This is a genomic window from Pseudomonas laurylsulfatiphila (assembly GCF_002934665.1).
Taxonomy (GTDB): domain Bacteria; phylum Pseudomonadota; class Gammaproteobacteria; order Pseudomonadales; family Pseudomonadaceae; genus Aquipseudomonas; species Aquipseudomonas laurylsulfatiphila.
Genome location: NZ_NIRS01000006.1, coordinates 189,324 through 201,618, shown reverse-complemented (window position 1 = coordinate 201,618; position 12,295 = coordinate 189,324). Strand labels below are relative to the sequence as shown.

The following is a 12,295-nucleotide window of genomic DNA, read 5'->3' as shown; positions in this document are numbered from 1 at the left end:
ATGACGCTGACTGCGACCACGTCCCACACCGTCGGGCCGTACTACCACATCGGCCTGACCTGGCTGAACCGCGAAGACCTGACTGTCGAACAAACCCTGGGCGAGCGCGTGGCGATCACCGGGCAAGTGCTCGATGGCAATGGCGACATCGTCAACGACGCGATGCTGGAAGTCTGGCAGGCCAATGCCGCGGGCAAGTATGACCATCCGGAGGACGACCAGGAAAAACCCCTGGACCCGAATTTCGAAGGCTTTGGCCGGGTGCCGGTGGATGCCGAAGGGCGTTTTCGTTTCACCACCATCAAGCCGGGAACGGTCGAGGGTCTCAAAGGCACGACTCAGGCACCACACCTGGTAGTACTGGTGTTTGCCCGTGGTCTGGTGAAGCACCTGCTGACACGGATCTATTTTGAGGGGGAGGTGGCCAACGTGAACGATCCGTTGCTGGAATGCGTGCCGGCCGAGCGTCGCGGTACCTTGCTGGCCAGGAAGGACGCGTCGGGTGTTTATCAGTGGAATGTGATTCTGCAAGGCACTGATGCGGAGACGGTGTTCTTCGATTATTGAATGAACACCGAAATCCCTGTAGGAGCTGGCTTGCCAGCGATGGTCGTTAACGATTACGCGGATTGACTGGTTAACCGGGTCGCTTTTGCGTCTTTCGCTGGCAAGCCAGCTCCTACACGGGATCTACGTCGCTGATGCATCTGTGGAACGGGACTGTTGCAAAGTATGTCTAGACTCTCACTGTCCCCATTGAGTGAAAAACAATGACAACGACCACCGCTACACAACCGCTATACACCGGTGAGGAGCGCAGCAAGCGGATCTTCGCCATCGTCGGTGCCTCGTCCGGCAACCTGGTCGAATGGTTCGACTTTTACGTCTACGCCTTCAGTGCGCTCTATTTCGCGCCGGCCTTTTTCCCCTCCGACAACCCCACGGTGCAGTTGGTCAATACCGCGGGCGTGTTTGCCGCCGGGTTCCTGATGCGACCGATCGGTGGCTGGATTTTCGGTCGGTTGGCAGACAAGCACGGGCGCAAGAATTCGATGTTGATCTCGATTCTGATGATGTGTTTCGGCTCGTTGCTTATCGCTTGCCTGCCGACTTACAGCAGCATCGGGATCTGGGCGCCAATCCTGTTGCTGTTTGCGCGTTTGCTCCAGGGCCTGTCGGTAGGTGGCGAGTACGGCACCACCGCCACCTACATGAGTGAAGTCGCCCTCAAGGGGCAGCGCGGTTTCTTCGCATCGTTCCAGTACGTGACGTTGATTGGCGGGCAACTGCTGGCGGTATTGGTGGTAGTGATCCTGCAACAGTTCCTCAGTGAAGAGGAGTTGCGTGCCTACGGTTGGCGGATTCCCTTTGTGGTCGGTGCCATGGCGGCGTTGGTTTCGCTGTATCTGCGTCGTTCGTTGAAAGAAACCTCCAGCAAGGAAATGCGCGAAAACAAGGACGCGGGCAGCATCAGCGCGTTGTTTCGCGACCATAAGGCTGCGTTCATCACCGTACTCGGCTACACCGCCGGTGGCTCGCTGATTTTCTACACCTTCACCACCTACATGCAGAAGTACCTGGTGAACACCGCCGGCATGCCGGCCAAGACCGCCAGCTACATCATGACCGGCGCGCTGTTCCTCTACATGTGCATGCAACCGGTTTTCGGCATGCTCGCCGACAAGATCGGGCGGCGTAACTCGATGCTCTGGTTCGGCGCCCTCGGCACGCTGTGCACGGTGCCGATCCTGTTGAGCCTGAAAAGTGTCAGCAGTCCGTTCCTGGCCTTTGTGCTGATTACCCTGGCGCTGGCAATCGTCAGTTTCTACACCTCCATCAGCGGCCTGGTGAAAGCCGAGATGTTTCCGCCGGAAGTGCGTGCATTGGGTGTCGGCCTGGCGTATGCGGTGGCGAATGCGATCTTCGGCGGTTCGGCGGAGTATGTGGCCTTGAGCCTCAAGGCCGTGGGCATGGAAAACTCCTTCTACTGGTACGTGACGGTGATGATGGCGATAGCCTTCCTGTTCAGCCTGCGTCTGCCGAAACAGGCCGCGTATCTGCATCACGATCTTTGATCTTCTCGCGCGGGTCGCAAAGGCCCGCGCCTTCAGGAACTGTTTATGAACCAGCGACCGGGCAATCAATTGTTCGATGCCTATTTCACTGCCCGCGATATGCGTGAAGTGTTCTGCGATCAGGGGCGGGTCCAGGCCATGCTCGATTTCGAAGCGGCATTGGCCCGGGCCGAAGCGCGGGTCGGGTTGATTCCGACGAGTGCTGTCGCGCCAATTCAAGCGGCTTGCAGCGCCGGGCTTTACGACTTTGCGGCGTTGGGCGAGGCGATTGCCACGGCGGGTAATTCAGCCATTCCGCTGGTCAAGGCGTTGGGCAAACAGATCGCTGCGCAGAATGCCGAGGCCGAGCGTTACGTGCATCTGGGCGCGACCAGCCAGGATGTGATGGACAGCGGCCTGGTGCTGCAATTGCGTCGTGCGCTGGAGCTGATCGAAAGCGATCTGGCGCAACTTGGGCAAACCCTTGCGAAGCAGGCCGAACGATATGTGGCTACGCCATTGGCCGGACGCACCTGGTTGCAGCATGCGACGCCGGTCACTCTCGGCATGAAAATCGCCGGTTGGCTGGGGGCGGTGACGCGCAGTCGGCAGCGTCTGGCTGAACTCAAACCGCGTTTGCTGGTGCTGCAATTCGGTGGTGCATCCGGCACCCTTGCGGCACTTGGCGAGCAGGCCATGCCGATTGCCCAGGCGCTGGCCGAAGAGCTGCAACTGACCTTGCCCGAGCAACCGTGGCACACCCAGCGCGATCGTGTGGTGGAGTTCGGCGCGGTGCTCGGGTTGATCGCCGGCAGTCTCGGCAAGCTCGGTCGCGACGTCAGCCTGCTGATGCAAACCGAAGCCGCCGAAGTGTTCGAACCTTCGGCGCCGGGCAAGGGCGGTTCCTCGACCATGCCGCACAAGCGCAATCCGGTGGGCGCTGCGGTGTTGATCAGCGCGGCGACGCGTGTACCCGGTTTGCTCTCGACACTGTTCAGCGCCATGCCCCAGGAACACGAGCGCAGTCTCGGCCTGTGGCATGCCGAGTGGGAAACCCTGCCGGAGATTTGCTGCCTGGCGTCGGGCAGCCTGCAGCACGCGTTGCTGATCGCCCAGGGACTGGAGGTGGATGCCGGGCGGATGGCGCACAACCTCGATCTGACCCAGGGCCTGGTGCTCGCCGAAGCGGTGAGCATCGTCCTCGCCCAACGGGTCGGCCGCGATACCGCACACCATCTGCTTGAACGCTGCTGCAAACGCGCGGTGGCCGAACAGCGTCACCTGCGTGCGGTGCTCGGCGACGAACCGCAAGTGACCGCCGAACTGTCGGCGGCTGAACTCGATCATCTGCTGGACCCTGCCCATTACCTCGGCCAGGCCCAAACCTGGGTCGAGCGGGCGGTGGCCGAACACTCTGCATTGACTGCCTGAAGGAGAATTGCTGTGGCTTTTGTACAACTCGCCGAGGGCGAACTGCATTATCAACTGGATGGACCGGTCGATGCGCCGGTGCTGGTGCTGTCCAACTCTTTGGGCACCGACCTGCACATGTGGGACGCGCAAATCCCGGCGTTCTCCGAGCATTTTCGCGTGTTGCGTTTTGACACTCGCGGTCATGGCCAGTCATTGGTGACCCCGGGACCTTACAGCATTGAGCAACTGGGCCGCGACGTGCTCGCCTTGCTGGATGCCTTGCACATCGAGCGCGCGCATTTCTGTGGTTTGTCCATGGGCGGGCTGATTGGCCAGTGGCTGGGGATCAATGCCGGCGAGCGCCTGAACAAGCTGATCGTGTGCAACACCGCGGCGAAAATCGGCGATCCGTCAGTGTGGAACCCGCGTATCGAAATGGTCCAGCGTGATGGTCAGGCGGCCATGGTTGCCTTGCGCGATGCCTCGATTGCCCGCTGGTTCACTCCGGACTTCTCCGCCGCCAACCCGGCGGCGGCCAAGCAGATTACCGACATGCTCGCGGCCACTTCGCCCGAAGGCTATGCGGCCAATTGCGCGGCGGTGCGTGATGCCGATTTCCGCGATCGGTTGTCCTCGATCAAGACGCCGTTGCTGGTGATTGCCGGGACTGAAGATGCGGTGACGCCGCCATCCGGTGGGCATTTCATTCAGGAGCATGTGCGCGGGGCCGAGTACGCCGAGTTCTACGCCGCGCATTTGTCCAACGTCCAGGCAGGCGATGCGTTCAGCGAGCGCGTGCTGGCGTTTCTGTTGGCTGATTGAGGGGATTTTCGTGGACGAAAAACAACGTTATGACGAGGGCCTGAAGGTCCGTCGCGCGGTCCTTGGAGACGCGCATGTCGACCGCAGCCTGACGACGCTGACCGAGTTCAACTCGGAGTTTCAGGAGATGATCACCCGCCACGCCTGGGGCGACATCTGGACCCGCCCTGGTCTGCCGCGCCATACCCGCAGCCTGATCACCATCGCCATGCTGATCGGCATGAACCGCGAGGGTGAACTCAAACTGCACCTGCGCGCCGCCGCCAACAACGGCGTGAGCCGTGGCGAGATCAAGGAAGTGATCATGCAGAGCGCCATCTACTGCGGCATTCCGGCGGCCAATGCGACCTTCCACCTGGCCGAGTCGGTGTGGGATGAGTTGGGGGTCGAGTCGCGGGAGTAAGCCCGATGATTTGCATTGATTGAACTGACGCCATCGCGAGCAGGCTCGCTCCCACAGTTAAACGCGGTCCTTTGTGGGAGCGAGCCTGCTCGCGATGACGATGGTGTGGTTTACAGCAAACTGATCGGATAGCTGATGATCAATCGGTTCTCATCGAACTCGTTATTGCTGTAATCCCGGCGCATGGTCGAGTTGCGCCATTTCAGATTCAAGTCTTTCAGCACGCCACTCTGCACGGTGTAGCCCAGTTCCGATTCACGCCCCCATTCCTTGCCGTCGGTGATGCTGCCGGTGTGCACATTGTCGCCGCTGATGTAGCGGTTCATCAGGGTCAGGCCCGGTACGCCAAGGGCGACGAAGTTGTAGTCGTGGCGCACCTGCCAGGATTTCTCCCGGGCATTGTCGTAGCTGGAGTTGTAGCTATCGTTGGCCAGGGTGCCGCCGCTGGTGCCATTGACCCGCATCCAGGCGCTGTCGCCGGTGAGTTTCTGCAGGCCGACGTAGAAGGTGTGGCCGCCGTATTTGGCCGAGAACAAACCGTACAGGGTTTTGTTGTCCAGCTCACCGGCCCGGGCGCTGCCTTCATCCTTGCCGTAGAAGAAACCCAGGTTGGCGCCCAGGGTCCAGTCGCCAAGCGGTTGGCTGTGGATCAGGTTGACGAACTGCTGGCTGTAGATGTCCTTGAGCTCGGCGTTCCACAGACCAATCTGGGTGCGCTTGTCATTGAACACGTACTCGCCGCCCTCGAAGTTGAAACGGTCGGAGGTGAACGCGGCTTTGCCGGTCATCGACATGTCGCTCATGCTGCTGTCGTCGCGCGGGCTGTTCTGACGGAACTGGCCGCCGTAGAGCGTCAAACCATCGATTTCCTTCGACGTGATCTGGCCGCCGCGGAAGGTTTGCGGCAGCGAACGACCGTCGTCGGAGCGCAGGATCGGCAGTACCGGCATCCATTCTCCAACCTTGACTTCGGTCTGCGACAGCTTCGCCTTGAACGCCACGTTTGTGCGGCCGAAGTTGTCTGCAGGGCGGCCGTCATGGTCCAGCGGCAGCAGCTGCGTACCACCGGTGCCTTTGCCGCCATCGAGTTTTACCGAGTACAAACCCAGCACATCCATGCCGAAGCCGACAGTGCCCTGGGTGAACCCGGATTTGGCATCGAGGATGAAACTTTGCGTCCACTCCTCAGCCTTGCCCTGAGCCTTGGTCGGGTTGGTGAAGTTGCGATTGATGTAGAAGTTGCGCAGGTTCAGGTTGACCTTGGCGCCCTCGACAAAACCCGATTCCTCGGCGCTGGCGGGCAGGGCCGCGCAGGCCAGGGCTATGGCGATCAGGCTGGGAACGAAGTACGGCGCGGGAGAAGGCGTCATGGCTCGGGTCTCTCTAATTCTTGGGGATGAAACAGGGTGATGCCGCAACCCGGAGGCTGCAGACGAACAGTCGAAATCAGCACAAATGAAGCGGATCAGCCGGGGAGGGCAGGGCGCGGGGGCATGGTGTCGAACCTGTTGTTATTGGTTTTGTGGTTCGGATGGTGCGTGGAATGTACTGGATGGTTCAATCGTAAAAAGAGGGTTTTGGGCGATTATCGAACATTAGATTGACTGTGATTTTTGTGCTGTTCTTGCCCGCGATGGGGCCCGTACGGCCAGTACACCTTTTCCCGCAGCCAACAAAAAGCCCACCAATCGGTGGGCTTCGTGTTTTCACAGCGCTATCAGAAATACTTCATCTTCGGCGCTTCTTCCTTCAACGGCTCGTTCTTTGCCGTCTGTTCGTTCCAGCCACCACCCAGTGCCTTGTACAGGTTGACCTGACTGATCAGCTGCGCCAGGCGATCGGTGATCAGATTCTGTTCAGAGTTGAACAGCTGACGCTGGGCATCGAGGAACGTCAGGTTGCTGTCGACACCGATGCGATAACGACGCTCGGCCAGGCGGTAGTAGTCCTGGTTGGCGCTGACCAGATTACGCTGTGCCTGTACCTGATCGGTGTAGGTCCCGCGTGCGGCCAGGCCGTCGGCGACTTCCTGGAAGGCCGTTTGAATGGACTTCTCGTAGTTCGCCACACCAATGTCTTTCTGGATCTTCGAGTAATCCAGGCTGGCGCTCAGGGCGCCGGCGTTGAAGATCGGCAGGTTGATCTGCGGCTGGAACAGCCAGGTGCCCGAACCGCCCTTGAACAGGCCGGACAGGTCCGGGCTCAGGGTCCCGGCGTTGGCGGTCAGGCTGATGCTCGGGAAGAACGCAGCCCGTGCCGCGCCGATGTTGGCGTTGGCCGCCTTGAGGTTGTACTCGGCCTGGAGGATGTCCGGACGACGTTGCAGCAAGTCCGACGGCAGGCCGGCCGGTACTTCGGCCAACAGATCGTCGTTCAACGGTTTGGCCGTTGGCAGGTTGGCCGGGACGCCGGTACCCAACAGCAGTACCAGGCTGTTTTCATCCTGGGCGACCTGGCGGGTGTAACGGGCCAGTTGCGCACGGGCGTTTTCCACCGAGGTCCGCGACTGCGCCAGGTCCAGGGCCGAGGCGACTCCCACTTCGTTGCTGCGCGCGGTGAGCTTGTAGCTCTCCTCGAACGCGGCGAGGGTGTCCTGGGTGACTTTCAGCAGTTCCTTGTCGGCCTGCCAGGTCAGGTAGGCGTTGGCGACGCTGGCCACCAGGCTGAGCTGCGTGCTGCGCCGGCCTTCTTCGGTGGCGAAGTACTTCTGCAACGCTTCCTCGTTCAGGCTGCGAACCCGACCGAACAGGTCGAGTTCGTAGGCGTTGACGCCAACCGTTGCCGAGTAGGAACTGGTGATGCCGGCTTCGCCGGTCTGCGACGCGTTAGCCGGAAGGCGCTGACGGCTGCCGGTGCCGTTGGCCGAAACGGCCGGGAACAGGTCGGCGCGGGAGATGCGGTACTGAGCCGCAAAGGCGTCGATGTTCAGGGCCGCGACACGCAGGTCACGGTTGTTTTCCAGGGCGACCTTGATCAGCTGTTGCAGCGCCGGGTCGTGGAAAAACTGCTTCCAGCCTTGTTCGGCCGCCGCTTGCGCCGGTGCCTGGGACGGCGAATACGCCGGCCCCTGCGGGTATTGCCCCGCCACCGGTGCTTCGGGCTGCTGATAATCAGGTATCAGCGAGCAGCCACCGAGCACGAAGGCGGCGACTGCCAGGGAGAGTAGCGACTTGCTCATTAGCCAGCCTCTTTAGGAGTTTCAGTAGCGTCATCCTGGTTGGCAATCTTACGCTGGCCAATGGACGACACGGTGACGAAGAACAGCGGGACCCAGAAGATCGCCAGCACAGTGGCCGTGATCATACCGCCGATCACGCCGGTACCGATTGCATGCTGGCTACCCGAACCTGCGCCCGTGGATATCGCCAGTGGTACCACACCCAGAACGAAGGCGAGGGAGGTCATGATGATCGGTCGCAGACGCATGCGGCAGGCTTCGATTGCCGCATCGCGCAGGCTACGCCCCTGTTCGTGCAGTTCCTTTGCAAATTCGACAATCAGAATGGCGTTTTTCGCCGCCAGGCCGATAGTCGTCAACAGGCCTACCTGGAAGTACACGTCGTTGGACAAACCGCGCAGGCTGGTGGCCATCAGTGCACCGATGATCCCCAGCGGTACCACCAACATCACCGCGATCGGAATCGACCAGCTTTCATACAACGCCGCCAGGCACAGGAACACCATCAGCAGCGACAGGGCGTACAGCGCCGGCGCTTGCGAACCGGACAGACGTTCTTCGTACGACAGGCCGGTCCAGGAAATACCGACACCGGCCGGCAGTTTCTTGGCAATGGCTTCGACTTCGAGCATGGCTTCACCGGTGGAGTAACCCGGTGCCGGGGCGCCGAGGATTTCCATCGCTTCCACGCCGTTGTAACGGGCCAGTTTCGGCGAACCGTAGATCCACTCGCCCTTGGCGAATGCCGAGAACGGCACCATGGTTCCCTGGGCGTTACGCACGTACCACTTCTGCAAGTCTTCGGGGCCCATTCGAGAGCCTGGCTGGCCTTGCACGTAAACCTTCTTCACCCGACCACGGTCGATGAAGTCGTTGACGTAGCTACTGCCCAGGGCAATCGACAGGGTGTTGTTGATGTCGACGATGGTAATGCCCAGGGCACTGGCCTTCTCGTCATCGATTTCCAGTTGGTATTGCGGTTCGTCGTTCAGGCCGTTCGGACGCACCTGAGACAGGATCTTGCTTTGTGCAGCCATGCCAAGGAACTGGTTGCGCGCTTCCATCAGTTTTTCGTGACCGATACCAGCGCGGTCCTGCAGGAACACGTCGAAACCGGTGGCGTTACCCAACTCCAGTACCGCCGGTGGTGCAAAGGCGAACACCATGGCATCGCGGAAGGTGAAGAAGTGCTGCTGGGCACGGGCCGCCACCTTGAACACGTTGTTGTCGGCGTTACGTTCGTCCCACGGACGTAGCATGATGAACGCCATACCCGAACTCTGGCCACGGCCGGCGAAGTTGAAACCGGTCACGGTAAACACCGAGTTCACCGCATCGCCTTCGCCGCCATCCTTGCCCGGGCGCAGCAGGAATTCACGCATTTCATCCACGACCACCTGGGTACGCTGGGCTGTGGAGCCGGCCGGGGTTTGCACCTGGGCGAACAGTACACCCTGGTCTTCTTCCGGCAGGAACGCCGTCGGAATGCGGGTGAACAGCCAGATCATGCCCACCACGATCAGCAGATACGCCAGCAGATACGGGATCTTGCGCTGCAGGATATTGCCCACACCACGCTCGTAGCCGCGAACGCCGCGGTCGAAATTGCGGTTGAACCAGCCAAAGAAACCACGCTTGGGTACGCCGTGCTCGCCTTTCGGAATCGGCTTGAGCATGGTGGCGCAGAGCGCCGGGGTGAAGATCAGCGCGACCAGTACCGACAGGGCCATGGCCGAGACGATGGTGATCGAGAACTGCTTGTAGATCACACCGGTGGAACCGCTGAAGAACGCCATTGGCAGCAGAACCGCCGACAACACCAAGGCGATACCGACCAGTGCGCCCTGGATCTGGCCCATGGACTTCTTGGTGGCTTCTTTCGGTGACAGGCCTTCTTCGCTCATCACCCGTTCGACGTTTTCCACCACGACGATGGCGTCGTCCACCAGCAAGCCAATGGCCAGTACCATACCGAACATGGTCAGGGTGTTGATGCTGAAACCGGCGGCCGCGAGGATCCCGAATGTACCGAGCAATACCACCGGAACGGTCATCGTGGTGATCACGGTGGCGCGGAAGTTTTGCAGGAACAGGAACATCACCAGGAACACCAGCGCGATCGCTTCGACCAGGGTGTGAACCACGCCTTTGATCGACTCGGTCACCACCGGCGTGGTGTCGTACGGGAACACCACTTCCATCCCTTGCGGGAAGAACGGCTTGAGGCTGTCGATAGTCGTGCGCAGGGCCTTGGCGGTATCGAGCGCGTTGGCACCGGTGGCCAGTTTCACCGCCAGGCCGGAAGCCGGGGCGCCGTTGAACTGGGCGTTGATGCTGTAGTTCTCGCCACCCAGGCCGACTTCGGCAACATCTTTGAGGCGAACCTGGGAGCCGTCCTTGTTGACCTTTAGCAGGATCTTGTCGAATTGCTCCGCGGTCTGCAGGCGGGTCTTGCCGATGATCGTCGCGTTCAACTGGGTGCCGGGCAGCGCAGGCAAGCCGCCGAGCTGACCGGACGACACCTGGACGTTTTGCGCCGCGATGGCGGTCTTGACGTCGATCGGGGTCAGGTTGTACTTGTTCAACTTGGCCGGGTCGAGCCAGATACGCATGGCGTACTGCGAACCGAACACCTGGAAGTCACCGACACCGGCGGTCCGTGAGATCGGGTCTTGCATGTTCGACACGATGTAGTTGGACAAGTCGTCCTTGGTCATGCTGCCGTCACGCGACACCACGCCGATCACCAGCAGGAAGTTCTTCACCGCCTTGGTGACGCGGATACCTTGCTGTTGCACTTCCTGCGGCAGCAGCGGGGTGGCCAGGTTCAGCTTGTTCTGCACCTGAACCTGCGCGGTGTCGGAGTTGGTGCCTTGCTCGAAGGTCGCGGTAATGGTCATGGTGCCGTCGGAGTTACTTTCCGACGAGACATAACGCAGGTTGTCGATACCGTTGAGCTGTTGCTCGATCACCTGAACCACGGTGTCCTGTACCGTTTGTGCCGAAGCACCCGGGTAGGTCACGGAAATGGCGATCGCCGGAGGCGCAATGCTCGGGTACTGGTTGATCGGCAACCGCAGGATCGATAGTGCCCCGACCAACATGATCACCAGGGCAATCACCCAGGCGAAAATCGGACGGTCGATAAAAAATCTCGACATGGTTTACTCCCCTTTTCCGCCAGAGGCTTTATCAGCTGTCTGAGCGGGGGCCGGGCTCTTTACGGCTACGTTGGTCGCTTCACTGGCCTTGACTTCGATGCCGGGTTTGACGAATTGCAGACCTTCGGTGATCAGGCGATCGCCGGCCTTCAGGCCGTCTTCGATCAGCCACTGGTTGCCGACGGTGCGGTTGGCCTTGAGATGACGCAGTTCGACCTTGTTGTCCGGGCCGACAACCAGAGCGGTCGGGGTACCCTTGAGGTCGCGGGTCACGCCTTGCTGCGGGGCCAGGATCGCCGCGCTGTTCACACCGGCCAGCAACTTGGCGTGCACGAACATGCCTGGCAGAAGGGTGTGGTCAGGGTTCGGGAAAATGGCGCGCAGGGTGACGGAACCGGTGGTCTGGTCAACCGAGATTTCGGAGAATTCCAGCTTGCCGTCCAGCTTGTAATCGCTGCCGTCTTCCAGGGTCAGCTTGACCGAGGCCGCGTTGTCGCCGGCTTTTTGCAGGCGACCGCTTTCCAGCTCGCGGCGCAGTTGCAGCAGCTCGACCGAGGACTGCGTCACGTCGACGTAGATCGGGTCGATTTGCTGAATCACCGCCATCGCATCGACCTGGGCATTGCTGACCAGCGCGCCTTCGGTCACCGAGGAGCGGCCGATGCGGCCGGTCAGCGGGGCATAGACCTTGGTGTAGCGCACGTTGATCTGTGCGGTTTGCAGTGCGGCTTCCGATTGCAGGCGGTTGGCCACGGCGGTGTCGTATTCCTGACGGCTTACAGCCTGCTCGTCGACCAGTTGCTTGTAGCGGTCGGAAATCGACTTGGTCGAGCGCAGGTTGGCTTCGGCGCTTTTCAATGTCGCTTCATAGACCGACGGATCGATCTGATAGAGCTGCTGGCCGGCCTTGACGTCGCTGCCTTCCTTGAACAGGCGCTTGAGAATGATGCCGTTGACCTGAGGACGGACTTCGGCAATGCGGAACGCACTGGTACGGCCAGGCAGATCGGATGTCAGGGTGAACGCTTGCGGTTGCAGAGTCACGACGCCGACCTGAGGCGGTGGGGCGGCCGGTGCTGCCTCTTCCTTTTTGCATCCGCTGAGCAGCGATGCCAGGGCGACGGCGGCGACCAGAGCGGTAACAGCTGGCTTGAATTGCATGAAAATCCTCGGGTCAGGCGCGCAACGTGCGCACTAGAAAGGTGGAAGGTTGAAAAATGCTTGCCGAGTGGATAAGTAGCTTGCTAAGTAATATACTTACGTA

Annotated in this window: 9 protein-coding genes; 5 read left to right on the top strand and 4 right to left on the bottom strand. The window is 60.6% G+C overall.

Annotated elements, in window-relative coordinates; translation table 11 throughout:
* The 5 genes from pcaG (at position 1) to pcaC (ending at position 4,692) form a co-directional block, all read left to right on the top strand.
* Positions 1-567, top strand: a complete 567-nt coding sequence (gene pcaG / locus CD175_RS23195; protein ID WP_104450605.1) for a protocatechuate 3,4-dioxygenase subunit alpha — start codon at positions 1-3, stop codon at positions 565-567.
* Positions 568-770: 203 nt separating this feature from the next.
* On the top strand, positions 771-2,075 hold the full coding sequence (locus CD175_RS23190) for an MFS family transporter (RefSeq protein WP_104450604.1): 1,305 nt from the start codon (positions 771-773) through the stop codon (positions 2,073-2,075).
* A 45-nt stretch (positions 2,076-2,120) separates the two neighbouring features.
* Positions 2,121-3,485: a 3-carboxy-cis,cis-muconate cycloisomerase gene (locus CD175_RS23185; RefSeq protein WP_104450603.1), complete on the top strand. Its 1,365-nt coding sequence runs from the start codon at positions 2,121-2,123 to the stop codon at positions 3,483-3,485.
* A gap of 12 nt (positions 3,486-3,497) precedes the next feature.
* On the top strand, positions 3,498-4,289 hold the full coding sequence (pcaD, locus tag CD175_RS23180; RefSeq protein WP_104450602.1) for a 3-oxoadipate enol-lactonase: 792 nt from the start codon (positions 3,498-3,500) through the stop codon (positions 4,287-4,289).
* A 10-nt stretch (positions 4,290-4,299) separates the two neighbouring features.
* Entirely contained in the window at positions 4,300-4,692 is a 393-nt protein-coding gene (gene pcaC / locus CD175_RS23175; RefSeq protein ID WP_104450601.1) for a 4-carboxymuconolactone decarboxylase, read from the top strand.
* A 110-nt stretch (positions 4,693-4,802) separates the two neighbouring features.
* Here pcaC and CD175_RS23170 read toward each other — a convergent pair whose 3' ends face one another.
* The 4 genes from CD175_RS23170 to CD175_RS23155 all read right to left on the bottom strand — a co-directional run bounded on the left by CD175_RS23170 (position 4,803) and on the right by CD175_RS23155 (position 12,192).
* Positions 4,803-6,062: an OprD family porin gene (locus CD175_RS23170; protein WP_104450600.1), complete on the bottom strand. Its 1,260-nt coding sequence runs from the start codon at positions 6,060-6,062 to the stop codon at positions 4,803-4,805.
* Positions 6,063-6,409: 347 nt separating this feature from the next.
* Positions 6,410-7,870 carry an efflux RND transporter outer membrane subunit EmhC gene (emhC, locus tag CD175_RS23165; protein WP_104450599.1) on the bottom strand — a complete coding sequence of 487 codons (1,461 nt, stop codon included), beginning with the start codon at positions 7,868-7,870 and terminating at the stop codon, positions 6,410-6,412.
* Positions 7,870-11,031, bottom strand: coding sequence for an efflux RND transporter permease subunit EmhB (gene emhB / locus CD175_RS23160; RefSeq protein WP_104450598.1), 3,162 nt, complete (start codon positions 11,029-11,031; stop codon positions 7,870-7,872). Before emhB ends, emhC begins: the two co-directional genes overlap by 1 nt.
* Positions 11,032-11,034: 3 nt before the next feature.
* On the bottom strand, positions 11,035-12,192 hold the full coding sequence (locus tag CD175_RS23155) for an efflux RND transporter periplasmic adaptor subunit (RefSeq protein WP_104450597.1): 1,158 nt from the start codon (positions 12,190-12,192) through the stop codon (positions 11,035-11,037).
* Between the last annotated feature and the right edge of the window lie 103 nt (positions 12,193-12,295).